This window comes from Bacillus benzoevorans, assembly GCF_014207535.1.
GTDB classification, from domain to species: Bacteria; Bacillota; Bacilli; order Bacillales; family Cytobacillaceae; genus Bacillus_BD; species Bacillus_BD benzoevorans.
In genome coordinates, this window is record NZ_JACHGK010000003.1 from 228593 (window position 1) to 255087 (window position 26495).

Here is a 26495-nt window from a genome sequence, read left to right on the forward strand (position 1 = left end):
AGAAGAAAAGGAACTTTTAAAATGACAGGATAGTTCTGTTATATTTGACAAAAATAAAAAAGTGAAGTGATGAAACTGTTATCCATGGGGCGTGACAAACAAAATATTTGCGCAAACAGCGTAAAAGGGCTAAAATTCAATTCTCACCAGAATGTCATTTTTACGATAAATTTATTCCTGCAAAGTGAGGTACATATATTGTGAAACACACTGAAAAGCCTAAAGTACTGATCATGATTTTTGGTGCAACCGGAGATTTAGCGAACAGAAAACTCTTCCCCTCTCTTTATCAGCTATATGAAAAAAATCAGCTATCTGAGCATTTTGTTGTGATCGGGGTGGCAAGACGAGCATTAACGAACGAACAGTTTCAGGAAAAGGTGAAAAAATCCATCGGGAATGCCAACGGTAAGAACAGCAAATTAGATGAATTTACTTCTCATTTTTATTATCATTCCCATGATGTGTCCGATTCGAATTCATATATGGTATTAAATGATTTAGCAAATGGATTCGACCAGCAATACGGTACAGAAGGAAACCGCCTGTTTTACCTGGCGATGGCCCCTGAATTTTTCGGCACCATTGCCGTCCACTTAAAACAAGACGGTCTTACGGATGTAAAGGGTTTTAAACGGCTCATCATTGAAAAACCATTCGGACGCGATTTGGATTCTGCAAAGGAGTTAAATCAGCAAATTCGGACGGCTTTTGATGAGGAGGATATTTACCGGATTGACCATTATCTTGGCAAGGAAATGGTGCAAAATATTGAAGTTATCCGTTTTGCCAATGCGATTTTTGAACCGCTTTGGAATAACCGTTATATCTCGAATATTCAAATCACTTCCAGCGAAGTGCTTGGCGTCGAGGAACGCGGACGTTATTACGAAACAAGCGGAGCCTTGCGTGATATGGTGCAAAATCACATTCTCCAGATTGTGGCATTATTAGCGATGGAACCGCCGATCAAGCTGGAACCGCGGGAAATTCGTTCCGAGAAGGTCAAGGTGCTGCGTGCCTTGCGGCCGATTCAGGGAAACAAGGTACATAAATATTTTATCCGCGGGCAGTATGGTGCCGGAAAGATCAATGGAGAAGCAATTCCGGCTTATCGCAATGAGCCAATGGTGGATCCAAATTCTAATACGGAAACATTCGTAGCAGGCAGGCTGTTAATTGATAATTTCCGCTGGGCTGGCGTTCCTTTCTATATCCGGACGGGTAAAAGAATGCGGACGAAATCAACGAAAATTGTCATCCAGTTTAAAGATATCCCGATGAATTTGTACTATAACGCGGAGCAGCAGTTAAATCCGAATTTGCTCGTTATTCATGTTCAGCCTGAAGAAGGAATTACGCTGCATTTAAATGCGAAAAAAACCGGGCAAGGTATAAATGCTACTCCGGTAAAACTCAGCTATGCTAATAGCGGGATCAACGGCTACAATACACCGGAGTCCTATGAACGATTGCTCTATGACTGCATGCACGGTGATGCCACGAATTTTACTCATTGGGATGAAGTGGCATTATCATGGAATTTTGTCGATAATATTTCTCATGTATGGGAGAGCTCGATTGCTCATTTCCCTAACTATGAGTCAGGCACGGTAGGACCAAAGGAAAGCGATATTCTTCTCGCCAAGGACGGGTATTACTGGTGGCCGATTTCAGAGCTTGAAGTGGAATCAAACTGTAATTAAACAGCGGGGCGGGTCTCGCCTCTTCCAGAAGCAATGCCCAATTGCTTACAGCAAAAAACCTCTGAAATATTCAGAGGTTTTTAAATTTGGAAATATGTAATCTATTAGTTGAGCCTTAAATTTAATCAAGCCAGTTGGTATGAAAAATCCCTTCGCGGTCTGTGCGCTGGTACGTATGGGCACCGAAATAATCGCGCTGTGCCTGAAGCAGATTAGCCGGAAGTACCGCCGTCCGGTAGCTGTCATAATAGGCTAGTGCCGCGGAAAAGCATGGTACTGGAATTCCGGTCTGCACACTATGAGCGACAATTTCACGCAATGAAGTCTGATAGTTCTCCACAATCTCTTTAAAATATGAATCGAGGAGGAGATTTTTCAAGCTTGAATCGCGGTTATATGCATCCTTGATCCGCTGTAAAAATTGCGCCCGGATAATGCAGCCGCCGCGGAAAATCATCGCAATATCACCATATTGCAGATTCCAGTCATATTCCTCCGAAGCAGCCCTCATTTGCGCAAACCCTTGGGCATAAGAACAAATTTTACTCATGTACAGTGCTTTGCGCACAGATTCAATAAACGCATTTCGGTCGCCGGTGAATACAGGTGTTTGCGGTCCGTTTAACACCTTGCTTGCTGCAACCCGCTCCTCCTTCATAGCCGAAATAAAGCGGGCAAATACCGATTCCGTAATAATCGGCAGCGGAATACCAAGATCAAGAGCATTCTGACTCGTCCATTTACCGGTACCCTTTTGTCCGGCCGTATCAAGAATCATATCGACTAGCGCCTGACCGGTCTCAGTATCTTTTTTCGTAAAAATATCCGCTGTTATTTCAATAAGATAGCTGTCGAGCTCCCCTTTATTCCACTCGGAGAAGACCTCATGAAGCTCATCGGTACTCAAGCCCAATACATGTTTTAATATGTAATAAGCTTCACAGATTAGCTGCATATCACCGTATTCAATGCCATTGTGGACCATCTTGACGTAGTGTCCGGCGCCATCTGGTCCGATATAGGTTGTACACGGATCTCCCCCAACTTTAGCAGAAATGTCTTTAAAAATCGGTGCCACTAAATCATATGCCTCTTTTTGTCCTCCCGGCATGATAGAAGGTCCTTTTAAGGCCCCCTCTTCTCCACCCGAAACCCCGGTACCAATAAAATGAATCCCCAGCTCACTTAATCGTTTATTGCGGGCTTGAGTATCAACAAAGTAGGCATTTCCTCCGTCAATAAGGATGTCTCCTTTTTCCAAAAGGGGAATTAATTGTTCAATCGTTGCATCAGTCGGCGCCCCCGCTTTAACCATCAGCATGATTTTTCGCGGGCTTTCCAAGGATTGAATAAATTCTTCGATTGAATAGGTACCGGTAATATTCCGCCCTTTTGTCTCTGCGAGAATTTCATCGGTTTTCTCCCGTGAACGATTATAAACAGAAACGGAATAGCCTCTTGATTCAATATTCATCGCCAGGTTTTTTCCCATGACTGCTAAGCCGATTACACCAAATTGTTGTTTTGTCATTATCTTAACATCCCTTCTAACCTATGTATCTTGAGGAAATGAACAGTCCTCTATCAAGAAAACACTGTCCTTCCCCATTATCTGTGATAGTTCTCTCTATAGTTTGACAATAATCAGAGGGAATTAATCTTTCGGACTTACTCTTTTTTAAAAAAGTCGAGGAAATCTTTGCTAAAGCTCGTTTCAGAAACGCTATTATGCTCGTTCTGCGGCGGTTGGGCAAGATCGGCAGCAGGCTCAATAATCGTTTCCCCGTATTTTCTTCGTAATTGCTCGAGCGTTTCCATTAACGGTTCCTTTGCGGCATCCTTTTCATAGGAAAATAAATCAAGCTGTTTCACCGCTTGCTTTTTCTCTACAAGATCTGATGCGGTCACACCTAGCAGCCGAATGGAATCTCCGTTCCAGTTTTTCAAAAAAAGGTCTTTACTTTCTGTAAAAATTTCTTCCTTGGAACTGATATTATATGGCAGCTTTTTACTTCTGGTAATCGTATGGCGGTCTTTATAGCGAATAGTCACCCCGATTATAGCAGCAAAGACCTTTTTCCGCTTCATCCTTAAATAGACTTTTTCCGCTAAATGCTCCAGAATGACGAGAAGTTCATGCTGGTTGGAAATATCCCGCGGCAGCGTGGTGGAGTTGCCGATGCTCTTAAACTCGGCTGCAGCTTCCGGGTCGACCGGGCGGTTATCGATACCGTTGGCACGTTCCTTCAGGCGCAGCCCGTTAATTCCAAGCAGTGCTTTTAACTGAATTTCATTGGCTTTAGCTAAATCACCAATTGTCATGATGCCAATATTATTTAGCTTTTCCGCTGTTTTTCTGCCGACTCCATGCATTTCAATGACCTTAAGGGGCCAGAGGAACTTTGGCACATCCCGTTTTCGCAGGACGGTAATGCCAAGCGGTTTTTTCATATCGGAAGCGGTTTTGGCTAGAAAACGGTTCGGCGCGATGCCAATGCTGCATGGCAAATCAAGTTCACGCATGAGCTGCTTTTGAATTTGTTCAGCAATTTCGAGCGGGGAACCGAGTTCATAGCTATCGGTAATATCGACATATCCTTCATCAATCGACACGGGCTCAACCAACTCTGAATACTGCTGCAGAATTTCAAACATGCCCTTTGAGGCTGTCCGGTAGCGCTCGAAATTTGGCCTTTTGACAATCAGATTTGGGCACAGTTTCTTTGCCTCCCAAACCGGCATCGTTGTTTTTACTCCGAATTTCCTCGCTTCATAGCTGCAGGTAACGACGACACCCCTTCGCTCCTCTGGATTACCGGCAATCGCGAGCGCCTTTCCCTTTAACGAAGGATCATAGGCCATTTCAACTGAAGCATAAAAGCTGTTCATATCGACATGCAGAATGACCCGTCCCTTTTTCGGATACATTTCCTTCATGTTGTTTGCACTTCCTATTTCTAGTACAAGCCGTTTAAAAAATCGGGTCTTCAGGTTTGATGAAGGACATTTTCCGGTGGCCTTGACTCGATTTTGTCCTTCACAATCCAATTAAAGGGAAATTACCCCTTTATTCCCCTGCCACCTCTTTGATAATCTCTACGACCATTTCGGAGAGTTTATATAATTCCTCCACAGGGATCTTTTCATTTGTTGTATGAATGTCCTCATAGCCGACAGCTAGGTTTACTGTTGGAATGCCTAAACCGGCAATGACATTGGCGTCACTTCCTCCGCCGCTTTGCTGGAGTTCTGACGGGCGGCCGATTTTCGCGGCTGCTTTCTTTGCCACCTCGACAACATGATCACCGTCAGCGAATTTAAAGCCGGGATACATCACTTCTACTTCGACATCGGCATGGCCGCCCATTTCACTCGCCACGCCTTCAAAGGCATCCTTCATTTTCCGCACCTGGGCCTTCATTTTTTCCGGAATTAAAGAGCGGGCTTCAGCGAGAATATCAACCCTGTCACAAACGATATTTGTCTGCTGACCTCCCTCAAAGCGTCCGATATTAGCTGTAGTTTCTTTATCGATGCGGCCTAAGGGCATGCGCGAAATGGCTTTGGCGGCAATCGTTATCGCGGAAACGCCTTTTTCTGGCGCTACACCGGCATGGGCCGTTTTTCCGTGAATAATTGCTTTGACTTTCGCCTGCGTCGGCGCAGCCACAACAATGTTTCCTACTTTCCCATCGCTGTCGAGAGCATAGCCGAATTTCGCTTTAACTAAATTGCGGTCAAGTGCTTTAGAACCATTTAAACCTGATTCTTCGCCGACCGTGATAATAAATTGAATCTCACCATGTGCAATCTTTTCTTCCTGCAGCACGCGGACGGTCTCAAGCATTACGGCAAGTCCTGCTTTATCGTCCGCTCCAAGGATCGTTGTTCCATCGGTTACCACATAGCCGTCTTTAATCGATGGCTTTACTCCTTTTCCCGGTACAACTGTATCCATATGGGAGGTAAAATATATCGGATCCACTCCTCCCTTTGTTGCTGCCAGTGTGCAAATCAGATTACCCGCACCATGTCCGGTTACGGCTGTTGTATCGTCTTCATATACTTCTACACCCAGGGCGGTGAATTTTCCCTTTAATGCCTTCGCAATTTCCGCCTCATATTTGGTTTCGGAATCGATTTGAACAAGCTCTAAAAATTCATTTAATAATCGTTCTTGATTCATAATATGATCAGACCTCCTTGTGCTTCATTTTTTCTAGTATACATCTACCACAATTTAGCATCAAATATTTTAAGCCGTTCCAGTTTTGAACAGAAAAAGCAGCCGGCACATACCGGCTGCTTTCTGCTGTCCTCTTCAAGATTATAAAGGAATATTACTATGTTTTTTATATGGTCGTGATTCTTTCTTCGTCCGAAGCATTTCAAGCGCTTGAACAATTTTAATTCTTGTTTCGCGCGGGTCGATAACATCGTCCACCATTCCTTTTGATGCGGCCACATAAGGGTTGGAGAATTTTTGTTTATATTCTTCGATTTTTTGCGCCCGTGTTTCTTCAGGGTTTGGACTATTATTAATTTCCTTTGCAAAAATGATGTTCGCAGCTCCTTGCGAACCCATGACAGCGATTTCGGCATTTGGCCAAGCAAATACAAGGTCAGCACCAATCGACTTACTATTTAATGCCACATAAGCACCGCCATAGGCTTTTCGTAAAATAACCGTTAATTTAGGCACTGTTGCTTCAGAATAGGCAAATAAAATTTTCGCACCATGGCGGATGATTCCACCATGTTCCTGTTTAACCCCTGGAAAGAAACCGGATACATCTTCAAATGTAATAAGCGGAATATTAAACGCATCACAGAAACGAATAAATCTGGAAGCTTTATCAGATGAGTCAATGTCTAATCCGCCGGCCATAAATTTCGGCTGGTTGCACACAAGTCCCACTACTTCTCCTTTAATGCGTGCTAAACCAATGACGATGTTTTTCGCAAAGTCAGGCTGCACTTCCATGAAGGAGTCCGTATCAACTACCTGGTCAATGACTTTCCGCACATCATATGGACGGACTGTATCAAATGGAATCACTTCGGTTAAATCCGGACGGTAATCATCATCATCCGCCGCCTCCAGCATTGGCGGTTTTTCTTCGTTATTTTGCGGCAGATAGCTTAATAGTTTACGAACCTGTTCGATAACCTCTGCTTCTGTTTTAGCCCGGAAATGAGCGTTACCGCTGATGGAGTTATGCACCTTTGCACCGCCAAGATCTTCAGAAGAAATCTTTTCCCCGGTAACGGTTTCAATAACCTTTGGACCTGTAATAAACATTTGGCTTGTTTTTTCTACCATGAAGACAAAGTCTGTAATCGCAGGAGAGTACACGGCACCGCCGGCACAAGGTCCCATAATAACAGAGATTTGCGGAATCACACCGGAATAAATCGAGTTGCGGTAGAAAATGTGTCCGTATCCGTCCAGCGATACGACACCTTCCTGGATTCTCGCGCCGCCGGAATCATTCAGGCCGATAAAAGGAGCACCGTTATTTGCCGCAAGATCCATTACCTTGGCAATTTTCTTCGCGTGCATCTCGCCAAGGGCTCCGCCAAATACGGTAAAGTCTTGAGCAAACAAGTAAATTGGGCGGCCATTCACTTTACCAAATCCCGTGACAACCCCATCACCGGGACTCTTATCTTTATCTAAACCAAAATCGACACAGTTATGTTCAATGAAGGCATTAATCTCAACAAATGTTCCCGGATCACAAAGCAAATCGATCCGCTCTCTTGCTGTTAATTTCCCCTTACTATGCTGCTTCTCAATCTTATCGTCCCCTCCGCCTAGCTCGATGGCAGACTTTCTGTCATATAAATCATGTATAGTATCATAGATGTCCATCATTTCAGTGGCCCATTCCTTTCTTTTCACATAATTCAACTAAAACACTGCCGGTAGATTTGGGATGCATAAATGCGACGTGTGAGCCGCCGGCCCCTAATCTTGGCTGTTCATCAATCATTTTGATACCATTCTCTTTCATATCTTGAATTCTTTCTTCAATAGAAGTGACTCCAAGAGCAATATGATGAATGCCTTGACCGCGTTTTTCGATAAATTTCGCAATCGCGCCGTCATTCCCCATCGGCTCAAGCAGCTCAATATGTGTGTTGCCCGTGTCGATAAATGCCACCTTTACCTTCTGACTTTCCACAGTCTCGATTCCCAGAAGTTTCAGCTTCAGTACGTCCGTATAAAACGGCAGAGACTCCTCCAGAGATTTGACAGCGATTCCAATATGGTCCACCCTGTTAATCATTTCCCCAATCCCTCTCTTCGTTGAAAAAGTTAAGCCAATTATTAAATTTTTCTATGTAATTATTAGTTTACTATAAATCTTTCAAAAATTCCTCACTTTTCTGAACGGTTGCTCAATTTCTTTTTTTTTGACAAGTTGTCCAATCCTCCTTTTCCTTGTAAAATAAGAGTTGAACGTAATTTATTGCATGGATATTTAGGGATTCATTTTATTGGAGGGATATTAAGGTTGTCTAAAAAGCGTAAAAACAAAATGAAGATTGTTGTCTATCTCATGATTTTCGCCATCTTAGCTTCAACATTCTTAACTGGCATTGCCATCCTGTTCTAGCACGAGCTTGTATATACCCCTGCCATAGGGGTTTTTTTATATTATTTTCAAGAAAATATCCACTTCGAAACAATGGTACCTTTTAGAAATGAATAAACTGTTAAAAAATTTTGAATTAACAGCTTGTATTATAGTAATATACTTCCACATTCACCTCATATCCTATAGAATGAAAGTGAAAGGGGGGAAATGGAAATGCAAGCACATTTAAATTCCATTGCGAAGTGGGGGAAATTTCTCGGCTATGTTTATATCGTAGTTGGAGCGATTGATGCATTATTTGGATTATTTGCTTTTATCGTCGGTGCGCTGCCGGGTGTTATTATGATCTTTCTTGGAATATTTCTTCTTCGCGCCGGAAAAGAAGCAGAAAACCTATTGAGAGAGTACGATGAACGACCGTTGGCGGAACTGCTTAATAACTTTGCCAAATACCTTAAAGTCATGGGCATTCTTTTTATTATTGGAATCGTTTTTGCAATTATTATGGTTATTTTTGCATTTACAGGGGCATTCTTTTTCGGAGATTTATTAAACAATATGAATTATATGTAATAAAAGAGGAGACGAACAACTTTGCTAATCAGGATATCTTAGCAGATAGATTCGTCTCCTTTTCCATGTTCTCTTTTCAAATTCTTTTTTTCCTTTCCCGATCGATCCCAATGCTATTTTTTCACTAGACCGATGCGCCTTTTAAGCGGCAGGCTGTAGCATGCATCACAAACACCATCATTATCCATATACTCATTTTCATCTAAAATGATCTGATTACAATTAGAGCATTCCCATTGCTGAACTTTGACTGATTCCTCAACATGCTCCACAAACCCTCATCTCCTTTTTTCTGAATAATATTCGAGAAAAAAGGGGGAATTCCTGCATAATAAATAAAGCAGTGAGGAAAAAACACTTGTGGTGTCGAATCCCGCATAGGGTAAGGGGTTAAATCACGAAAGCATCAGCTAATTAAGGATCATCCGTTTGCCGCTTTTTTCTTTCTGTCCTCCATCCCTTTAAATGCCTGCTTTATCAGCAAGTATTGTTCCATTTCTTTAATAAAATGAAGCAGTGCCGCGCGAATCTCAAATTCTTCCCTCGTTTTTGGCAGTTCCATTTTTTCAAACGCGTGGTGCATTTCGGCTAATTGATCTAAATAAAGCACCGCTGTATTCCCTGAATGAATATGCTCGGCAAGTTCCTCTATAAATGCGGCAATCATCCTCCCCTGCGTAACCGTATGGGAAATGGACGTAATAATAGGCAGTACCCGTTCAATAATTTCAAACTGCTTTTCCCTCATGGAAAGATAGGTATAGTAGATGTCGTCGTGGTGCAAAAAGCGATTTTCCATCACTTGAATGGAAAGCAGCTTCGCTTCCTTGAGCAGTTTGACCGTCTCGGGAATTTCGCGGCCATCCCAGTCATACTCTCCCTCGCGTAGGAAGCGGACAATTTCTAAAAAGATGGTTTTGAAGTTCGCCTCAATTTTTTTCTGATAATCGATGATTTTATGATCTACACTTGGCATATACGTATTAACGACAAGAGCCACCCCGACCCCGATGAAAATAATAGCGATTTCATTCCAGATGAACGCAAGCGTGACATTGCCCTGTGAAAAAAAGTGAAAGACAATGACGGTACTCGATACAATTCCCTCGCTGGCCTTGAGCATCACCGCCGTCGGGATAAAAAGAAGCAGCAATAAGCCGATGACTAGCGGATGGTAGGCAATTCCTTCAAAAAAGAGGATCGCAAACGCCATGGCTGTTAAGCAGGAGAGAATCCGTTCCCATGAAGCCTGCAGTGATTTTCTTTTTGTGACCTGAATACATAAAATGGTTAATATACCGGCCGAAACAAAGTTTTGCAGTCCAAAATATTGCGCCAGGACAATCGCAGCCGTTGCCCCGATCGCCGATTTAATCGTCCGGTACCCAATGCGAAATTTCATTCCCCAATCTCCCTTAAAGTTTTTCCTGTTCCTATTAGTTTACCATGTATAATTTCACAAAAAAAAGTTTTGCCGTTCAGATTGAGCGGCAAAACTTTTTCAATTCAAATACTTAGCTGATGCATATAGATACCTGTCGCACTAAAAACGTTAAAGGATTTTCTCCAAAAATTCTTTCGCTCTCTGACTCTTTGGCTGAGTAAAGAATTCTTCTGGCGGAGAATCCTCTGCTAGTACACCGCCATCTAAAAACAGAACCCGATCAGCCACTTCTCGAGCAAAGCCCATTTCATGCGTTACAATGGCCATCGTCATTCCCGATTCAGCGAGTGACTTCATCACATCAAGAACTTCTTTTACCATTTCCGGATCTAAGGCGGAAGTCGGTTCATCAAAGAGCATGATTTTCGGTTCCATCGCTAATGCGCGGGCAATGGCGACACGCTGCTTCTGTCCGCCGGATAAGCGGCCGGGATATTCTTTTGCTTTTTCCGCGAGACCGACCTTTTCGAGCAGTTTCATCGCCTTATCCTCGGCATTCTTTTTTGACAGCCGTTTCACCTTCATCGGAGCATAGGTTAGGTTTTCTAAAACAGTCATATGTGGAAACAAATGAAAGTGCTGGAACACCATTCCGACGTTCTGTCTCATTTTCATAATGTTCGTTTTTTTATCGGTAATATCCATATTGTTAATGTAAATATGCCCGCCTGTCGGTTTTTCCAGTAGATTCATACAGCGTAGAAAGGTCGATTTTCCTGAGCCGGACGGACCAATAATCGCGACAACCTGACCCTCTTTAATCGTGGTCGTAATCCCTTTTAAAACTTCAAGTCTGCCGAAATTCTTCGTTAATCCTTCAACTTTAATCACCTTTTCTCAATCTCCTCTCGACAGCCTTTCCAATCAGGGTAAGGAACATGACTAAAACATAATAAATAATACCGGCTAAAAGCAACGGTTCGATAAAGCGGAATGTGTCGGATCCGACCTGATAAGCGCGGCGCATGACATCCATGACTCCAATGGTCGTAACGATTGCTGATTCCTTCGTTAATGTTATAAATTCATTCATCAGTGAAGGCAGGATATTTTTCAACGCCTGCGGCAATACGATATTGATCATCATCGGACTGTATGGCACTCCGAGCGCCATCGCCGCTTCACTTTGTCCTTTATCGACAGCAAGAATACCCCCACGGATAATTTCAGAAATATAAGCCGTTGAATTTAAGGCAAATGAAATGATTGCCGCCGTATACGGCTCAATTTGGTAACCGATCAGCTGCGGCGAGCCAAAATAAATAATCATTAACTGCAGCACAAGCGGCGTACCGCGAAATATCGATGTATAGAAATCGGCAATCCCATTTAATAGTTTTATTTTACTAATTTTAAATAACGATAAAATAATTCCGAACACAAATCCCAGCAGACCGGCAAAAAAAGCAATCTGAAGTGTTACTCCTACCCCTTTCAGGATAAAGGGAAACGAAGGGAGAACGGAGCTAAAATCTAAATTCATGACCTGAACGCACCCTCTCAAATTCAATATCAAATTAACGTATAAAAACGTTCAGAATGAAGTTTTTCTGAACGTTTCCGTTTCTATCTGATTGTTATTTAGCATCAAAATAGTTTTTTACAATCTTATCGATCTCGCCATTTTCAATCATCGTTTTTAATTCTTGATTAAACTTCTCCGTCAGCTCACTGTCCTTTGGAAAGGCAATAGCAAATCCGCCATCTGTATCTTCAATCGTGAAGCTTTCGATATCCGGATTTTCATCAAGATATCCTTTAGCACTGGTGTCTTCAATAATCGCTGCATCCATCCGTCCTACCTTGATTTCCTGGATTAGTTCAGGAATACGATTACGCGCATCTACAGTGAACGGTGTTTCTTTTGCCAGTTCATTTGCTTTATCCTGTTGAATGGAACCAAGCTGGGCTCCGACTTTTTTTCCTTCCAAATCAGCAACCGTTTTAATGCCACTGCCTTTTTTCGAAACAATGACATGCTTGGAAGTATAGTAAATATCACTAAAATCAACGCTTTTTCTGCGTTCGTCGGTTGCCGACATAGCGGACATAACGAAATCAACTTGTCCGTTTTGCAGAGCTGCAATCAGACCGCCAAAATCCATATCATTGATTTTCAGATCATAACCAAGTTTGTCTGTAATCGTCTTGGCAATTTCAATATCAATCCCGATTGGTTTGTCACCTTTCGCTGTATCGATATATTCAAAAGGTTTATAATCGGCTGATGTTCCCATTGTTAACACTTTAGTCTCAGTATCAGCACCTTCTGCTGCCTTCTGTTCTGTTTCCTTTTTAGCTCCAGTGCCGCATGCGGCGAGAATGCCGATAAGCAGGATGCCCATCATGAATAAAGAAAATAATTTTTTCAACGTTACTCCTCCTTTAGTATGTAATAAGTCATGTATGAACGATTAGTTATCCTTATATTTATGTTTATTCATCAGAATGAATTTTAACACAAAGCCTGCTATATGCAATATAAAATATTATTGTTATATAATATTTTATATTCTGTAAAATCACCTAAATCTCTTTTATATCTTATATTGTAATCAAAACCAACATAAAATATTATCCATAAATAAAAAAATCCAATAATCTATTGACTATCGGATTGCTAAGTTTATCTATATTCAAATTACAGAAACCTATGGTGGATCTTGTATTATACTTCTTCGCAATACTGCTCAAATGCCTGCTGTAATTTTTGTATAACAGCCATTGGCTCATGCCCTTCAATTTCGTGCCGCTCGATCATCGTTACGATTTTACCGTCTTTTAACAGGGCAAAAGATGGTGAGGATGGTGCATAACCTGTGAAGTATGAACGTGCTTTTTCTGTAGCCTCTTTGTCCTGTCCGGCAAATACCGTCACTAAATGATCAGGACGTTTGTCATAATGCAGAGAATGATTGGCTGCAGGGCGGGCAATACCTCCGGCACATCCACAGATGGAATTAATCATCACAAGCGTTGTGCCTTGTTTTGCAAGGGCCGCTTCCACTTCCTCTGTGGTTTTTAATTCGGTATAGCCTGCGTTCGCGATTTCCTGACGTGCCTGAAGGACGGCATCGTTCATAAACAGGTTGAAATCAATATTATTCATAAGATCGCTCCTTTTTCATTTTAATGCATTTACATCATAACAATAGTGTTATTTGCGATCAAATATGTTGCTTTGTAGTCTGTAAACATCTGCTGAAATCGCACTTTACAGTTTACTGCTGGAAGAAGGAAAATAATTAGCAAAACGAATAATACAAGATAGCTAAAGCATAGTGTTTTATATCAGGCTAAAGGGCTCATTATCTTCCTTTACTTTCTGGCTCAGGTTATTAAACGCCGCAAAACGAAAGGGCTGGCTGCTTTGTACCGACAGAAACGTACGCCGATCATTATGGTTTTGTCCTCGATTTTACTGGTTTTTCTTGTCATACACGTGGTTCGCAGTATAAAGATATACATTGTCTACACTTCAGGGATTCTCCCTTTTTTCATCATTGGACTCATCATCACAGGAATCGTAGTTCTTTATTGCAAACGGTAGCACTAGCATTGGAAATTTCAAGACTGCAGAATATCTGTCCATTTCTTTTTTTCTGAAAAATCAATTCAATGGGATATCTGCAGCCTTCATTTATCCTTAAAGGATCTTATCCATCTCCTCTAGAACCTTTCCGATCGAATCATTGATACAAAAGGTATCAGCACTGTGGTCGTATGGAGTTTCCCCAATATTAACGATGATCATCGGTGCGGCATTTTTTCGATGCTGTGGAAACGTAGAGAACGGGGTCACCTTTAAGCTTGAACCGAGCACCAGGATGCAATCCGCTTCAAAGATCATGTTTAAAATAGTCTCAAATCCTTTTTGCGTAAACCATTCCCCCGCATCGCCGTACAAAACAACATCCGGTTTAATATAACGGTCCTCCACATGGTGCGTATTACATTCATGACAGATGTAGAATTCTTCCATCTTCTTGCCCCTATGCACCATTTCTTCCGTCGTATAACTCCGACCACAATGAAGACAAGCAGCGGTGGCAATCGTACCATGGAATTCAATCACATTCTTGCTGCCTGCCATTTGATGGAGGCCGTCAATATTCTGCGTAATAATATGCGACACTTTCCCCGCCCTTTCCCATTTCGCCAAAATCTCATGACCCTTATTCGGAAGGGCTTCTGGATGATAAAGATGTTCAAGGGCAAATTGATAAAACTCATTTGGATATTCATAAAAATAGTCCAGAGAAAGGACATATTCCGGGGCTAATGTATAAATTCCTTTGCTGGAACGAAAATCTTTAATGCCTGATTCCGTACTGATTCCCGCGCCGGTTAGGACGACAATATTGCGGGCATTTCTAATGAAATTTGTACATGTTGCGATCATGTCTTGATTCATTTTTCCCACTCCTGATAGTTCACTCTTTATAATCATAATAAATGTATCATGATAAAAGTAAATCCTTCAATGCAGTTTCCAATGCAGGGTAGGAAAATTTAAAGCCATTTTCCAGCAATTGCTCTGGTAGAACGTACTGTCCTTCCAGCACAAGTTTGCTTTTTTGCCCAAGTGCCAGCTTCATCATAAAAGCAGGAACGGGCAGCCAATGCGGCCGATGCAGGACAGAGCCAATCGTTTCGCCGAAGTCTTTCATATTTACCGGATTTGGTGCCGTGACATTAACAGGTCCATGTAATGAGCCATGATCTAGAGCAAAACAAATAGATCGTGCCACGTCTTTGGCATGGACCCATGATACCCACTGTTTGCCGGAGCCAACAGTGCCCCCGGCAAATAATTTATAGGGGAGCGCCATTAGCGGCAGTGCCCCGCCTTCTTTGCCCAATACAACACCAAATCTCATCATGACCGTTCGGATGCCGTAATCTGCAGCAACAAGGGCTTTCTTTTCCCAATCAGCCACCGTCCGCGCCAGAAAATCATCCGCCTTTTCTCGTGACTTTTCCGTATAAATCGCCTCTTCTGATGCAGGGTAAATCCCGATCGCACTGGCATTCACGAACACAGCCGGTTTTTCTTCCAGAGCAGCGATAATTCTCAGCAGTTCATTCGTCGCCGTCATTCGGCTTTCATATATTTGCTGCTGATGCTTTTGACTCCAACGTCCGGCATTAATCGAAACACCGGCTAAATTAATGAAAGCATCGGCCCGTTCGATTTCCTGTTCCGGTGCCGCTCCTTCACCAAGCCATCTCACATAAAAAACCTTTCCATCCACAGGTTTCAGTCCCCGTGATAATATGACGATTTCATGCCCTTTATCAAGAAGTATCTCCGTTAGTTTCTGCCCAACAAACCCAGTCCCTCCCGCAATAACGATCTTCACCGCTTCTCCCTCCTGCTATCCTCTTTTACTAAAAAAACCATTGCTGCTATTAAAATAACCTTCTAAACCAATCCGCTGCAATAAATAAAAGAATCCATTTTGAAAAAAAGATTGATCAAAGGTGATTCTTATCTAGAATAGAAAAGTTTCAATTTAATATATATTGCTCATTTGCTGTCTGTGCTGCACTACAATTGCCTCTTTGTTTAACAAAAACCTTCTAAGAACATAAAATCAATGTGCCCTAAATATGATATCAAGGCTTCGGATTAATCCCCACCCAGGATAGTCCGATCATTAAAAAGGTAAAAACGAAAATAAACAAACTAATCCCAATTCCCCAAAATGCATGTAATCTTGATTTTTTAGATGTAATCATCCCAAATAGCCCTAAGAAAAAGCCCACAATTGGCAGGTTAACGAGAAGCGTTTTTGGAAAATCGTCAATATCCATTAATAATGTAATATTAACCCCCGCTAGTGCGATAAGAGCGACCAGGAAGGATAGGAATCCCATAATGGCTGGCAGTTTTCTTAGATTTTCTTTGTTCTTATTGTTCATTTCCAGTTCCATAGCTTCACTTCCCCCACCTTCATGATTCTAATCAATTCGTTATCCTTTAGTTTTCTTAATTCCGGAGTTGGTCCTGTGACTACTGCTCCATAGACTTGGATCCCATTTTTCTCGATATACGGGATTCTTTTTTTTAAAGCTAGCGATCTTGCCCGTGATATTTTCTCGGCTGTTTTTTCATCCTTGGCAAGGAATTTTAAACTATCTAAGAATACTTTCTCATTTGATTTACCTCGTCCATTAAATGGTGACCATGTAGTGGTATCGACCTGCAGCGGATAGCCGATTGGCGCAACCGAAGATCCCGCTTCATATAAAATCTTATCCTCAAGCCCCGTATCAACAGCTGCCCATCTTACCTCGACATTGTTTCCAAGCTGTTTTTCAAGCTCCTCCGGTTTCATTACTTGATTCAAAGAAAGATATATTTCCCCCACCGTTCCATCCGGCAGATGTTCGAGAATCTCCCAGTCCGAATGGACGTTTTTGCCATATGGCCCGTCCGGATGATAAAGCATGTCGGTCTCCATGTCTCCCGTAATGGGAAGCGGCCTTTCCAGTTTCATATCCCGCTCAGGAAAATTTGGCTGATCCAAGGCAAAATTAACCGAGTAATCCCCTGCTTTATAATCTGCTTTCCCAATCCGCTTAAACACATCAAAATAAAGATTCATTGTAAAAAATCCGATATCCTCTTCTAACTCCATCTCTTCTACACTCATATTTGGTTCCGTTACATAAATAGTTTTTGTGGCGATGTCAATGAGATGGTTCGCTTTTCCGCCAATCGCGTAATACAAATAACTGCTTAACGTAAGCACTGGCACAATTAGTAATAATACAGCGAGGCTGATCATAATATTTGTCATAAATGCATGATTTCTTCCCATTTTAATCAGTCTTTTTTGCTTTTGTTCCGATACCTTATAGCTTTTTTCATAGTCTTGCATCGATTCATTTAAAAAAGATTGATAAAGTTCCTCATCGTTTTGCTTTTGCTCTTTATCCATCTTGCCTCCTCCTTTCCTTTACCCTTTCAACTACCTTTTTCCTTCCCCTTGATAAATGGCTCTTCAGGGTATTTATATTAAATTGCAGAATTTCAGCCGCTTCTTTTAAACTTACCTGGTGCAAATCACAAAGCAGCACTGCATGCATTTCACTCTCCTTTAAGGAATGAATATCGTTCATGAGTTCCCTAAAGCCTTCTTTCTCTAAAAGATCCATTTCCGGTGTTTTCATGTCCATTCGATTATGTACTTCATCGGTAATGACCAGCCTTTTATATTTTCTAGTAAAATCGATAAAAGCATGATAGGCCACTTTAAAGAGCCAAGGTTTAATTTGGCTAATGTCATCTCCCGCTAACTGGAGAAACGCTCGGTAAAACGTCTCCTGAACTAAATCCTCCGCAGTATGATGATTCTTCGAAAGGGCAAATAAGTAGCGATAAAGATCATCTACATACACTTCAAACGCCTCATCTAAATCCATTTCCCCCCCCTTCACTCTACCCACGAAGCAACCTTATAAAAAGTTGCAAAATCGGAAAATTTTTAATTTTTCTATTTTTACTATAAAACTATTTTTGAGAAATGAAGTCTAAGCTAAAGTATCCACAAAACAGTTGGAGACCTCTAGCGAAATTGGCATCAATTGCAATAGGCTCCCTCCTAATAATTTACGCAAAAAAACTGGCAAAAAGTAATGCCAGCAATAAAATAATCCTATTTACCCCTATGTTTATTTTTAGCCTTCAGTATTTTTTTCTCTCTCTTATCCTGTTTCTGCTTGTCTCTAAGTTGTTTGTTTTTCATTACTTTTTCTTTTTTTCGCAGGTCATATTGTTCTTTGATTGCTTCTTGTGCTTTTGTAGAAACGCCCGCTTGCTTTATTTCTTTGGAAACTATTCTTTGAAGTCTTTTAGGGTTTATTTTCTTTTGAATATCTTGGTCAGCAATTAATCCCTTTTGCTTATTTCGCTCAATAAGAGACAACAAATCACTGTAAATAAATTCCAATACATCTTGGTCATTTGGTTCTGGGCCGAAAATATTCCGATAGGCTCTAAGGGTATTTCCATCTACTGTTTCCACAATACCTACATAAAATTGACCATCATAATAAATGGTTAGTTTCACTATAGGTCCCTCCTCAAAAAAATATTGGAATGATGGACATCCCGAGGAGGGGAAGGTTACTGACAACTTCAAAGTTGCATTCGGACTACCAACCGAATCGTGTTTTTTCATTCCGTTTCCATTGTATAATTTTCCCAAAACTTTGAAAACCCTTTTGGTGAGTTTATTCCACAAATATGTACAGCGGTATTAAATCAAATATAATGGCTATTTAGCAAAAAAAGTTGGGAGGTTGACCATCTCCCAACTATAAAATCAAGCGAAGGCACTTGTGCAAACGCATTCAGAGGAATGTGATTCTTCGCAAATGTTCTGACACTACCTAGGAGTGAGGGTACTTTCGAGTGCCTTTGAAGTCGGTAGTTTAAGAACCTCGGTATTTCAATACCGAGAGGTTCAGAATAACGGTTCTTCTTTATTAGATAATTTCAAAAATAGCGGCATTACAAACAGGACCACAATGATCAAAGAAAGTTCTAAAAGAAGTGTAGATTTTAATGATAAATCAAACATTACAGAGAATGGTATAGTGATAATTGGCAATAGAACAAATAGAGTAATTTCCTGTTGGACAAATGATAATGATTGTGGGCTATGGTCTGACTTTCATGGTATTACAATTTTGTTCCGTGATATACTACTAGGGATTTTTAAGCAAAACAATAACTGGGAAAAGGATGATGCAAAATGGCATTAGGAGTTTATCTAAACTTTGAAAAGGAGTCAAGAGAAGTGATTGCATTTTATGAGCAAGTGTTTAATGCCAAATGTACGGATTTATTTACATTTGCAGATTTACCGCCAAACCCGGAATTTCCTGTAGCAAACGAGATAAAAGACTTAATCATGAATGCTAGTTTAATGATCGAAAATAATAAAGTCATGTTCTCTGATGTTCCTCCAAATATGGGACTAACCTTAAATATGGGAAACAATATCACGCTTGTCATTGATACACAAGATGAAGCAAAATTAACACAGCAATTCAATGATTTAGCTAAAGAAGGGAAAGTCATCATGCCATTAGATAAAACATTCTGGTCTGAAAAATATGGATACGTTATTGATAAGTACGGAATTGGCTGGCAATTTAATTTATCTAAATAGGATGTTGTAAAACGATTAACAGGCAAAATCGTACATTTTAAAATGATCATGTTCAAGCTCTTAAATGATTAAAAATCCCAAAAAAATAAAGAAGATCACAAATTATAGATGGCTAATACTGTGTGATCTTCTTTTATTACTATTTCGACATAAAGCTACTTCTGCGCTGAATAAGGTTGCCGCATGTATCGTCGAATACAGCTATTATGACTTCTCCCATTTCTGTCGGCTCCATAGTAAACTTCACACCTTTTTTCATCAAGCGATTATACTCTTTGTGAATATCGGCAACGCCAAACATTGTTGTTGGAATGCCGTCGGCAAATATTTTCTTTTGATATTCTTTGGCAGCAGGATGTACATTCGGTTCGAGCAGAAGCTCAGTACCGTCTTGTTCATCTGGGGAAACAAGCGTTATCCACCTAACTTAGTACGAATGATTGGAAAATAAGTTCCCACCCGTTCTCCTTCAATATTATTAAAAAGAGAGAATTCGTCCTGGACCTTTCAATTGGTAAAAATCAGGTAAATTTAAGTACCGTCCCCCTGATTCACTTTTCAATTTCAAAGGTTACCTCTCCAACCCCGATTTCAGTGTTCACGTTCAAAATAACGTCCGCATCATCAAAGACCTCATTTACATAAACTCCATTCCCCCTCGAAATAAAGCCGGTTACGTTAGTCTCTGCAAGCCCTTTACTCGATATGATTTTCACACCCACCTTTGAAGGTAAAATGACAGTGGTTGAGCCAACGCCCGTCTCTATATTGGTTTCAAAACTTTTTTTCCAATCACCGCCTAAATTAACGTTCAAATCCCCGACACCTGTCTCAATATCTAATCTTTCAAGTTTCAAACCCTGTAGATCAAGATTTGTATCAGAAGCACCTGAGTTTACTTCAAGATCTAACGGTATATCTTCAGAAAGCTTAGATCCCATTCATTTTTAAAATGACCAATATTCACAGCTGTAGAATCCTTTTGTTCAATGATAATTTTGCCTTTATTCCCCTGATCCTTATAAGTAACCTTTGGTTTTAAGTCTTTTCCCTTATAGATAATACGTCCATCTAACCATTCTTTTGCACCATTAGAAACTGCTAATTCACCTGCACCTAAATTTAGTTCAATATTTAATTCTTTAACGTTATCTTTTTTTACAGAAATAATCTCTTCTTTTTCTTTACCCGGAACAACAGGATTACAACCCGCTGTTGCCAATAATACCGATCCTAATATCAAACCATTCTAAAACTCAATCCTTATTTGGGCCATACACACGCTTATCGATGGATGACTTCTCTCCAGCCAGTCGTTTTAATAAAGTTTGCTTCCAGTTTTCAGCGAGAAACGCACATGTGTAGAGATCTTTTGCAAGTTTTAAATCATCTGTTTTTACATGCATGACCTCATTACATTTAGCGATCGTCCATTGTGGATAGGGACGTTCCAGCAATGTCATCTCCCTTTCACCTTGTACAAAACCTTCCTTTAGAACTCGAAAATACCACCCTGTTCTTCCCGACCGCTGGATATGTAAAGCAAAGTCCAACATTTTAAAACGCCGCGCGGGTTTCCAACATGGTTGCCGTGGTTGTGATACTTGGATTACAGCATCACAGAATTGGTAGGTATCCCCTATGCAAACAGAGTGCTCATCCATCGAATGGACCGCTATGTTCTCTCCCATTGCACCCATCCTCATTTCTTGTAAATCCAATTCTTCCTTCCAAAAGTCATAATGGATCGTGGGATAGGCAAAGATTGCTTTCTCAGGCCCACCATGGTTCTTTGTATCCGCCACTTCATCACCGGTTAAACCTGTTTTACTAAGCCATATTCTTTCATAAACACTATTTTTAAATATGCCGCTCTCCCATGGTTGCTCCATCCAATTGGAAGCATCAGGATCTCCCATTTTCTTCACTTTACCTACAAATAGTTTTTGTACATTAGATGCGCGCATCTTGATCCCTCCATACTAATCAACACCGCTGATAGTATTTTAATTGCTTCTTCCTTCTATTTTTCTTGAACAGCTAATATACTGGTTCTCCTTCAATGGTAAAAACCAGGGAAACGAAAACCGCCCCCCTGTTTATTACACCCTTAACGATCCGCGGAAACCTCTGGCAGCATAGTAGGATTCTGCCCCATTGTGGTACACGAAGACGTGCCCGTAGCGATAATCGCAGAAAAGGGCACCACCGACGTCTCTAATATCTGAGGGTGTTTGCACCCAACTCGACGTTTTCATATCGAAATTTTCAAGCTTTTGCAACGTTCGATATTGTTCTTCTGTTAATAGTTCAATACCCATGGCAGCTGCCATATCAACAGCATTATTTTCTGGTTTATTTTTTTTCCTCGATTCCAGTGCTTCACGGTCGTAACAAACACTTCTGCGACCTTTAGGGCTTTCCGTCGAACAATCATAAAAAATGTATTCGTCCCCACCTTTATCATATCCAACCACATCCGGTTCGCCACCAGTACTCTCCATTTCATTGAGTGACCACAGTTTTTCAATATTTTCTTCCAGCTTTGTCTGAACTTTAACCCATTCAAGACCTTTATGGCGGTTCATATTTTTCTCGAAGCGGGCTTTCAATAATCCGAGTAATTCCTCACGTTGTTCTAATGACAACTCTTTTATATTGTTGATATTTGCCATGTTCGTTTCCACCTTTATTATTTATACTTGTTATGGTTTTAGTATATATGAATGTTGGTTTTATATTAACAGTTAGAAATTAGAGAAGATCAAGAGATATTACGTATGGTGTGCCCATCCTGATTCCTCCATCATGTTTTACCATCCTCTTTACCTTAGCTTCTTTCGTCGTGAAAAATTAAACAGGCATTTGAAAGGGAAAATTCAATTCAACTGTTAAAATTATGAAAGTTAAGAAACCCTTTTCCCAAGGATAACCAAATCTCGTTTGATTCCATCTAATTTAGCGACTTCGGGTAAATGAGCCCACTTCTCAAAACCAAAACTTGAAAATAGTCTTAAACTAGGCTCATTGTGTCCAAAGATGAATCCAAGTAAGGTATCAATTTCAAACTTAGGACATTCCTCGATAACCTTGTTTATTATTTTTCTCCCAAGTCCTTTACCTCTAAAATCATTATGAAGATAAATACTTATCTCGGCAGTTGCATTATAGGCTGGTCTTCCGTAGAAAGATTGCAGACTTACCCAGCCACATATTTCACCTTCATGCTCTACAACCCACAAAGGTCTTTTGTAAGGGTTATGTTCATGAAACCAATCCAATCTATCGTTTATAGATACAGGTTCAAGATCAGCGGTTACCATTCTGCTAGGAACTGTCGAATTATAAATTTCCACTATAATGGGTAAATCTTCAATACTCGCATCTTTAAACGTAATATTTTCTAACATTAAAAAGCTCCTTTATGATAACTTTAGTTAAACAACTACCTACATGTTATATCACTTAAAATTATTATCGCAATATAAATTTAAGATTCTTATATAGCTTAACTGAATATGATTGAGAAACCATTCAATGATTTAGCAAAGAAGGGAAAGTCGTCATGCCATTAGATAAAACATTTTGGTCAGAAAAATATGGATACGTTATTGATAAGTGCATTGGCTGGCAATTTAATTTATCAAAATAAGCATGCAGCAAACCGTTTAATTTTTTTCAAAATATTACTTGAATTTTAGCTAACTGAATGATATTATCAGTAACAATACTTAATTAAAATTAAATAGCGATAACTTCTTATCCAGAGTGGTAGAGGGACAGGCCCTGTGAAACCCGGCAACCATCGAGCAATAGAATGCTTGAACGGTGCTAATTCCTGCAAAGGTGTTAACCTTTGAAAGATGAGAGGAAAGTATATCTTATACGAACCTCTCTTTATTATCAAAGAGAGGTTTTTTAATGGAAAGAGGCTATCGCTCAGAAGGAGCGGAATCAAATGGAAAGAGCAGTATTTGGAGCAAGCGGATTTTTTAGTCAAAAGGCGTTTATTACCGGTTATCGCGGCATTGAACATGTTCGATTAGGTCACCAAAAAGGAACAAATCTAGATATAGTAGAAATATGGTTTAATCCCTGGAAAGTATCTTATCGTGAATTATTAGATTTGTTTTTTGACTTACATGATCCCACTTCTATCGAAGGTCAGCCATTTAACAATCAATCTTTCATTTTCTTTTCAGATAAACATCAATATGCATTAGCTAAGCAAAAGAAAAACGAGCTAAAACACATTTATAAAGATAAAATTATTACAAAAATTACTCCGGCAAATGAATCGATTCAAGGGTTGAAAGAGATAAAATTAATTTCTTAAACAAAAAAATGGCGTGCTAACTGTTTCCAGTTACACGCCGTCTAAAACCATTTGGTTTAATTTACATTGGAGGGATGACAAAAACAATCCAAAGTGTGGTCATTAACCATTCCCACCGCTTGCATATAGGAATAGCAAATGGTACTACCCACAAATTTAAACCCGTCTTTTTTTAATCTCTTACTCATCGCATCGCTAATTTCACTCGTTGCTGGTACCTCATTACCTGTTTCCCAATGGTTAATGATCGGTTCGTGTTCGACAAAGCTCCAAATGTAATGTGAAAATGAACCATACTCTTTTTGAATTCTTAAAAACACTCGAGCATTCGTTAGGACACTTTGTATTTTTAATTTATTGCGCACGATGCTAGGATCTTCTTTTAATAATTGCCATTTTTCTTCCGGATATTGGATCACCTTTTCTGCTTCAAAATGATCAAATGCCATGCGGTAGTTTTCCCTTTTTTGTAAAATGGTCCACCAGCTGAGTCCTGCCTGCGCTCCTTCAAGACAGAGCATTTCAAATAATTTTCTATCATCGTAAACAGGTACTCCCCATTCTTTATCATGATACTCAATATATAGAGGCTCCTTTGTAACCCAATGGCATCTTTTTATCATTTGAAATACCCTCTTCCTTATTTTCTCTTTCCCATTTGGTTTCTGGTTCCTTTCTATAATGATAACCTATTTTCCTTCAATCCCCTTCAATATAAATTGCTTCATCTCTAGGTGATAACAATAATGCGAAAAGGTCAAATCCTATGATTCGACCTTTTCTTCACATTTCCTAACTTATTATTTTATTAAATATGTGTATCAACAAATCCGCAATAAGCATCAACCGGGCTGACGCCTTTAAATTCAGATTTACCCATTAATTTTTCAACCAGCACTTCAAGATTTGCCTTACGGCTGTCATAGGCATTAATGTACGTTTTCACCTGTGGTACATCAGCTAAATGGTATGGATATTGCACAGAAATAAAGATCGTCGGCACTTCATGGATATAGAATGGAATATCCGGTGTTCCTTTACTTGCTGGCCATACGATTCTTTGTACCGTTCCTGGGTTTACGCTGGCAAGGTTAATGATGAGATCATAATTGTCTGTCAGCTCACTAATTGGTCTCTTTTGCGCATAGACATTGGCAATTGCCGCTGCTCTTTCATCTTCCGGCAGCTTCATGATTTTCTCTTCAGTTGATTCCCAAATGCTCACTTGGAATCCTTGTGCTTCGAGCAATTCTTTCATAATATCAACAGCTTTTTCTTTACTGCCAATCAATGCACCGAATCCTCCTTGTACACCTTTCACGTCAACTAATAATACGCGTTTGTATTTTTCCGGAGTAATCGGCCAGATATCTTGCTTGTCTTTCACCAGCGTGATCGCCTGGTCAGCAACTTGTTTGAACAATGCTTTGTTTTCCGGCAGGCCGATTTTTGCCATCGCTTCTTCTTTTGGCGGTAAAATTTCCGTCTTCGCCTTATGATGAAGACCTAATTTCGCTTTCAACCCTAAAATGCGCTCTAGCGCTTCTTGCAGACGCTCTTCTGTAATGATTCCTTCTTTATATCCATCCATCATGTAACCGAAGTCTTCATCTGGGTCATTAAAGAATAAGAATAGGTCGCAGCCCGCTGCAATCGCTGTCGGAATCAGCTTGCTTCTCTTCATAGCACCAGTAAGACCTAACATATGGCTGGCATCGGTTACAACAACGCCATTAAAGCCTAATTTACCGCGTAATAAATCGGTTGTAATTTCTTTTGAAAGGGTTGCAGGCAGCAACTCCTCATCTTTCACTCCCGGATTGAAGTGTCTTTGGTATGCAGGCAAGTGAATATGCCCTGCCATGATAGACGGAAGACCGGCATCAATTAAGCCTTGATAGACTTTACCGTAGGTAGCATCCCATTCTTCCGTAGACAAGCTGTTTACTGAGAAAGATAAATGCTGATCGCGTTCATCGATTCCATCACCAGGCCAATGTTTCGCCGCCGGGGCAATCCCGCTTTCTTGAATCCCTTTCATGTAAGCAAGACTTAATTTTAAGACTAAATCCGGATCAGAACCAAAAGAACGGCTTGAAATAATCGGGTTGCGCCAGTTATAGTTAATATCAACAATCGGAGCAAAACTCCAGTTACAGCCAATTGCTGAAGCTTCTACGCCGGAAACACGCCCCATTTCATAGGCCCATTTTTCATCATGTGCGGCACCGATCTTTACTTCTAAACCCACTTCTGTTCCATCTATGCATGCCCCATTCCCGCCGGCTTCCGTATTCGCGGCAATTAATAATGGGATTTTACTGTTTTCTTGGAGGATTTTATTTTGCTCATAGACTTCCTCCGCTTTGCCGGGGTTATAACGTACAGCCCCGATATGGTAGTTATTTAACATCTCGGTTAAATATTCTTTTGTACGGCTCGAACCCATATTGACAAATAACTGACCAATTTTTTCTTCCATTGTCATGGATTGAATGGTGTCTTCTACCCATTGGATATCAGCATCAGTTAAATTGTAGGGCATTGCTTTTAAGTTAACTCTAGTCATTGTGGCCTGTGTCATCGTATTATTTTTCTCCCCTTCTTTGGAATGACATTCTCCATTACTTCGCTTAGATGTCATCA

The 26495-nt window shown here is 40.5% G+C and carries 30 protein-coding genes, 2 pseudogenes and 1 riboswitch; of the genes and pseudogenes, 7 read left to right on the plus strand and 25 right to left on the minus strand.

Annotation, left to right across the window (positions count from 1 at the left end; all coding sequences use genetic code 11):
- The first annotated feature begins 200 nt into the window (after positions 1 to 200).
- Positions 201 to 1706 carry a glucose-6-phosphate dehydrogenase gene (zwf, locus tag HNR53_RS06860; protein WP_184524198.1) on the plus strand — a complete coding sequence of 502 codons (1506 nt, stop codon included), beginning with the start codon at positions 201 to 203 and terminating at the stop codon, positions 1704 to 1706.
- A gap of 121 nt (positions 1707 to 1827) precedes the next feature.
- Here the strand turns inward: zwf and gndA are convergent, their stop codons facing one another.
- The 5 genes from gndA to mce form a co-directional block, all read right to left on the minus strand.
- Positions 1828 to 3237: an NADP-dependent phosphogluconate dehydrogenase gene (gene gndA / locus HNR53_RS06865; RefSeq protein ID WP_184524200.1), complete on the minus strand. Its 1410-nt coding sequence runs from the start codon at positions 3235 to 3237 to the stop codon at positions 1828 to 1830.
- Between the two features lie 137 nt (positions 3238 to 3374).
- Positions 3375 to 4643 carry a DNA polymerase IV gene (locus tag HNR53_RS06870; protein WP_184524202.1) on the minus strand — a complete coding sequence of 423 codons (1269 nt, stop codon included), beginning with the start codon at positions 4641 to 4643 and terminating at the stop codon, positions 3375 to 3377.
- Positions 4644 to 4773: 130 nt separating this feature from the next.
- A complete protein-coding gene (locus HNR53_RS06875) occupies positions 4774 to 5895 on the minus strand; it encodes a M20/M25/M40 family metallo-hydrolase (RefSeq protein WP_184524464.1) in 1122 nt (373 codons plus the stop codon).
- Between the two features lie 138 nt (positions 5896 to 6033).
- Positions 6034 to 7584, minus strand: coding sequence for an acyl-CoA carboxylase subunit beta (locus HNR53_RS06880; protein ID WP_184524466.1), 1551 nt, complete (start codon positions 7582 to 7584; stop codon positions 6034 to 6036).
- Position 7585: 1 nt separating this feature from the next.
- Positions 7586 to 7999, minus strand: coding sequence for a methylmalonyl-CoA epimerase (gene mce, locus HNR53_RS06885; protein ID WP_184524204.1), 414 nt, complete (start codon positions 7997 to 7999; stop codon positions 7586 to 7588).
- Positions 8000 to 8227: 228 nt separating this feature from the next.
- Between mce and prli42 the strand changes: the two genes are divergently transcribed.
- Positions 8228 to 8329, plus strand: a complete 102-nt coding sequence (prli42, locus tag HNR53_RS06890; protein WP_246439370.1) for a stressosome-associated protein Prli42 — start codon at positions 8228 to 8230, stop codon at positions 8327 to 8329.
- A 195-nt stretch (positions 8330 to 8524) separates the two neighbouring features.
- On the plus strand, positions 8525 to 8884 hold the full coding sequence (locus HNR53_RS06895; protein WP_184524206.1) for a DUF5362 family protein: 360 nt from the start codon (positions 8525 to 8527) through the stop codon (positions 8882 to 8884).
- Between the two features lie 113 nt (positions 8885 to 8997).
- Here the strand turns inward: HNR53_RS06895 and HNR53_RS06900 are convergent, their stop codons facing one another.
- From HNR53_RS06900 to HNR53_RS06955, 12 genes are all read right to left on the minus strand, one after another.
- Positions 8998 to 9156 carry a hypothetical protein gene (locus HNR53_RS06900; protein WP_184524208.1) on the minus strand — a complete coding sequence of 53 codons (159 nt, stop codon included), beginning with the start codon at positions 9154 to 9156 and terminating at the stop codon, positions 8998 to 9000.
- Between the two features lie 149 nt (positions 9157 to 9305).
- Positions 9306 to 10286 (minus strand): aromatic acid exporter family protein, encoded by a 981-nt coding sequence (locus tag HNR53_RS06905; RefSeq protein ID WP_184524210.1) that lies wholly within the window; start codon positions 10284 to 10286, stop codon positions 9306 to 9308.
- Between the two features lie 150 nt (positions 10287 to 10436).
- Positions 10437 to 11159: an ATP-binding cassette domain-containing protein gene (locus HNR53_RS06910; protein WP_184524212.1), complete on the minus strand. Its 723-nt coding sequence runs from the start codon at positions 11157 to 11159 to the stop codon at positions 10437 to 10439.
- A complete protein-coding gene (locus tag HNR53_RS06915) occupies positions 11152 to 11811 on the minus strand; it encodes an amino acid ABC transporter permease (RefSeq protein WP_184524214.1) in 660 nt (219 codons plus the stop codon). Before HNR53_RS06915 ends, HNR53_RS06910 begins: the two co-directional genes overlap by 8 nt.
- A gap of 94 nt (positions 11812 to 11905) precedes the next feature.
- Complete coding sequence (locus tag HNR53_RS06920; protein WP_246439372.1) at positions 11906 to 12700, minus strand: transporter substrate-binding domain-containing protein; 795 nt, start codon at positions 12698 to 12700, stop codon at positions 11906 to 11908.
- Positions 12701 to 12996: 296 nt separating this feature from the next.
- Complete coding sequence (locus tag HNR53_RS06925; RefSeq protein ID WP_184524216.1) at positions 12997 to 13437, minus strand: BrxA/BrxB family bacilliredoxin; 441 nt, start codon at positions 13435 to 13437, stop codon at positions 12997 to 12999.
- A gap of 537 nt (positions 13438 to 13974) precedes the next feature.
- A complete protein-coding gene (locus HNR53_RS06930) occupies positions 13975 to 14742 on the minus strand; it encodes an NAD-dependent protein deacylase (RefSeq protein ID WP_184524218.1) in 768 nt (255 codons plus the stop codon).
- Positions 14743 to 14788: 46 nt separating this feature from the next.
- Positions 14789 to 15691 carry a TIGR01777 family oxidoreductase gene (locus tag HNR53_RS06935; RefSeq protein WP_184524220.1) on the minus strand — a complete coding sequence of 301 codons (903 nt, stop codon included), beginning with the start codon at positions 15689 to 15691 and terminating at the stop codon, positions 14789 to 14791.
- Positions 15692 to 15947: 256 nt separating this feature from the next.
- Complete coding sequence (locus HNR53_RS06940) at positions 15948 to 16265, minus strand: hypothetical protein (RefSeq protein ID WP_184524222.1); 318 nt, start codon at positions 16263 to 16265, stop codon at positions 15948 to 15950.
- Complete coding sequence (locus HNR53_RS06945) at positions 16250 to 17275, minus strand: anti-sigma factor (protein ID WP_184524224.1); 1026 nt, start codon at positions 17273 to 17275, stop codon at positions 16250 to 16252. The genes HNR53_RS06940 and HNR53_RS06945 overlap by 16 nt, the downstream gene beginning before the upstream one ends.
- Positions 17268 to 17759 (minus strand): sigma-70 family RNA polymerase sigma factor, encoded by a 492-nt coding sequence (locus tag HNR53_RS06950; RefSeq protein WP_184524226.1) that lies wholly within the window; start codon positions 17757 to 17759, stop codon positions 17268 to 17270. The genes HNR53_RS06945 and HNR53_RS06950 overlap by 8 nt, the downstream gene beginning before the upstream one ends.
- 233 nt (positions 17760 to 17992) lie before the next feature.
- Entirely contained in the window at positions 17993 to 18406 is a 414-nt protein-coding gene (locus HNR53_RS06955) for a DUF2992 family protein (RefSeq protein ID WP_184524228.1), read from the minus strand.
- 460 nt (positions 18407 to 18866) lie between these two features.
- Here HNR53_RS06955 and HNR53_RS06960 point away from each other — a divergent pair, with 460 nt between their 5' ends.
- Positions 18867 to 19103 (plus strand): hypothetical protein, encoded by a 237-nt coding sequence (locus HNR53_RS06960; protein WP_184524230.1) that lies wholly within the window; start codon positions 18867 to 18869, stop codon positions 19101 to 19103.
- Positions 19094 to 19513 carry a VOC family protein gene (locus HNR53_RS06965; RefSeq protein ID WP_184524232.1) on the plus strand — a complete coding sequence of 140 codons (420 nt, stop codon included), beginning with the start codon at positions 19094 to 19096 and terminating at the stop codon, positions 19511 to 19513. Before HNR53_RS06960 ends, HNR53_RS06965 begins: the two co-directional genes overlap by 10 nt.
- A 139-nt stretch (positions 19514 to 19652) precedes the next feature.
- On the opposite strand, the pseudogene HNR53_RS06970 reads toward HNR53_RS06965, so the two are convergent.
- The 6 genes and pseudogenes from HNR53_RS06970 to HNR53_RS06990 form a co-directional block, all read right to left on the minus strand.
- Positions 19653 to 19937, minus strand: a pseudogene (locus tag HNR53_RS06970) (VOC family protein); the annotation flags it as partial.
- A 127-nt stretch (positions 19938 to 20064) separates the two neighbouring features.
- On the minus strand, positions 20065 to 20454 hold the full coding sequence (locus tag HNR53_RS23160; protein ID WP_246439374.1) for a hypothetical protein: 390 nt from the start codon (positions 20452 to 20454) through the stop codon (positions 20065 to 20067).
- Entirely contained in the window at positions 20421 to 20735 is a 315-nt protein-coding gene (locus HNR53_RS23165; protein ID WP_246439376.1) for a toast rack family protein, read from the minus strand. Before HNR53_RS23165 ends, HNR53_RS23160 begins: the two co-directional genes overlap by 34 nt.
- Positions 20736 to 20769: 34 nt before the next feature.
- Positions 20770 to 21480, minus strand: a complete 711-nt coding sequence (locus HNR53_RS06980; protein WP_246439379.1) for an MOSC domain-containing protein — start codon at positions 21478 to 21480, stop codon at positions 20770 to 20772.
- 135 nt (positions 21481 to 21615) lie between these two features.
- On the minus strand, positions 21616 to 22188 hold the full coding sequence (locus HNR53_RS06985; RefSeq protein ID WP_184524234.1) for a DUF4256 domain-containing protein: 573 nt from the start codon (positions 22186 to 22188) through the stop codon (positions 21616 to 21618).
- A gap of 231 nt (positions 22189 to 22419) precedes the next feature.
- A complete protein-coding gene (locus HNR53_RS06990) occupies positions 22420 to 22923 on the minus strand; it encodes a GNAT family N-acetyltransferase (RefSeq protein WP_184524236.1) in 504 nt (167 codons plus the stop codon).
- A 143-nt stretch (positions 22924 to 23066) separates the two neighbouring features.
- Between HNR53_RS06990 and HNR53_RS23170 the strand changes: the two are divergent.
- Together HNR53_RS23170 and HNR53_RS06995 are read left to right on the plus strand one after the other, a co-directional pair.
- Positions 23067 to 23165: pseudogene (locus HNR53_RS23170) on the plus strand (VOC family protein); the annotation flags it as partial.
- 104 nt (positions 23166 to 23269) lie between these two features.
- A riboswitch (SAM riboswitch) is annotated at positions 23270 to 23383 on the plus strand.
- Between the two features lie 88 nt (positions 23384 to 23471).
- Positions 23472 to 23849 carry a peptide-methionine (S)-S-oxide reductase gene (locus HNR53_RS06995; RefSeq protein ID WP_184524238.1) on the plus strand — a complete coding sequence of 126 codons (378 nt, stop codon included), beginning with the start codon at positions 23472 to 23474 and terminating at the stop codon, positions 23847 to 23849.
- Positions 23850 to 23905: 56 nt separating this feature from the next.
- Here HNR53_RS06995 and HNR53_RS07000 read toward each other — a convergent pair whose 3' ends face one another.
- Together HNR53_RS07000 and HNR53_RS07005 are read right to left on the minus strand one after the other, a co-directional pair.
- Positions 23906 to 24472 carry a DNA-3-methyladenine glycosylase I gene (locus HNR53_RS07000; protein ID WP_184524240.1) on the minus strand — a complete coding sequence of 189 codons (567 nt, stop codon included), beginning with the start codon at positions 24470 to 24472 and terminating at the stop codon, positions 23906 to 23908.
- A 185-nt stretch (positions 24473 to 24657) separates the two neighbouring features.
- A complete protein-coding gene (locus tag HNR53_RS07005; RefSeq protein WP_246439382.1) occupies positions 24658 to 26433 on the minus strand; it encodes a glycoside hydrolase family 3 protein in 1776 nt (591 codons plus the stop codon).
- Between the last annotated feature and the right edge of the window lie 62 nt (positions 26434 to 26495).

Bases quoted from the DNA above. Each gene is read 5' to 3' on its own strand.
- gndA (WP_184524200.1), bottom strand. From the start codon at position 3,237: ATGACAAAACAACAATTTGGTGTAATCGGCTTAGCAGTCATGGGAAAA.
- HNR53_RS06945 (WP_184524224.1), bottom strand. From the start codon at position 17,275: ATGGATAAAGAGCAAAAGCAAAACGATGAGGAACTTTATCAATCTTTT.
- HNR53_RS06895 (WP_184524206.1), top strand. From the start codon at position 8,525: ATGCAAGCACATTTAAATTCCATTGCGAAGTGGGGGAAATTTCTCGGC.
- HNR53_RS06905 (WP_184524210.1), bottom strand. From the start codon at position 10,286: ATGAAATTTCGCATTGGGTACCGGACGATTAAATCGGCGATCGGGGCA.
- HNR53_RS06960 (WP_184524230.1), top strand. From the start codon at position 18,867: ATGATCAAAGAAAGTTCTAAAAGAAGTGTAGATTTTAATGATAAATCA.
- HNR53_RS06980 (WP_246439379.1), bottom strand. From the start codon at position 21,480: ATGCGCGCATCTAATGTACAAAAACTATTTGTAGGTAAAGTGAAGAAA.
- HNR53_RS06940 (WP_184524222.1), bottom strand. From the start codon at position 16,265: ATGGAACTGGAAATGAACAATAAGAACAAAGAAAATCTAAGAAAACTG.
- HNR53_RS06915 (WP_184524214.1), bottom strand. From the start codon at position 11,811: ATGAATTTAGATTTTAGCTCCGTTCTCCCTTCGTTTCCCTTTATCCTG.
- HNR53_RS07005 (WP_246439382.1), bottom strand. From the start codon at position 26,433: ATGACACAGGCCACAATGACTAGAGTTAACTTAAAAGCAATGCCCTAC.
- HNR53_RS06990 (WP_184524236.1), bottom strand. From the start codon at position 22,923: ATGTTAGAAAATATTACGTTTAAAGATGCGAGTATTGAAGATTTACCC.
- HNR53_RS06870 (WP_184524202.1), bottom strand. From the start codon at position 4,643: ATGAAGGAAATGTATCCGAAAAAGGGACGGGTCATTCTGCATGTCGAT.
- HNR53_RS06880 (WP_184524466.1), bottom strand. From the start codon at position 7,584: ATGATGGACATCTATGATACTATACATGATTTATATGACAGAAAGTCT.
- HNR53_RS06950 (WP_184524226.1), bottom strand. From the start codon at position 17,759: ATGGATTTAGATGAGGCGTTTGAAGTGTATGTAGATGATCTTTATCGC.
- HNR53_RS06925 (WP_184524216.1), bottom strand. From the start codon at position 13,437: ATGAATAATATTGATTTCAACCTGTTTATGAACGATGCCGTCCTTCAG.
- HNR53_RS06985 (WP_184524234.1), bottom strand. From the start codon at position 22,188: ATGGCAAATATCAACAATATAAAAGAGTTGTCATTAGAACAACGTGAG.
- HNR53_RS23160 (WP_246439374.1), bottom strand. From the start codon at position 20,454: ATGGGATCTAAGCTTTCTGAAGATATACCGTTAGATCTTGAAGTAAAC.
- HNR53_RS06965 (WP_184524232.1), top strand. From the start codon at position 19,094: ATGGCATTAGGAGTTTATCTAAACTTTGAAAAGGAGTCAAGAGAAGTG.
- HNR53_RS06930 (WP_184524218.1), bottom strand. From the start codon at position 14,742: ATGAATCAAGACATGATCGCAACATGTACAAATTTCATTAGAAATGCC.
- HNR53_RS07000 (WP_184524240.1), bottom strand. From the start codon at position 24,472: ATGATAAAAAGATGCCATTGGGTTACAAAGGAGCCTCTATATATTGAG.
- HNR53_RS06995 (WP_184524238.1), top strand. From the start codon at position 23,472: ATGGAAAGAGCAGTATTTGGAGCAAGCGGATTTTTTAGTCAAAAGGCG.
- mce (WP_184524204.1), bottom strand. From the start codon at position 7,999: ATGATTAACAGGGTGGACCATATTGGAATCGCTGTCAAATCTCTGGAG.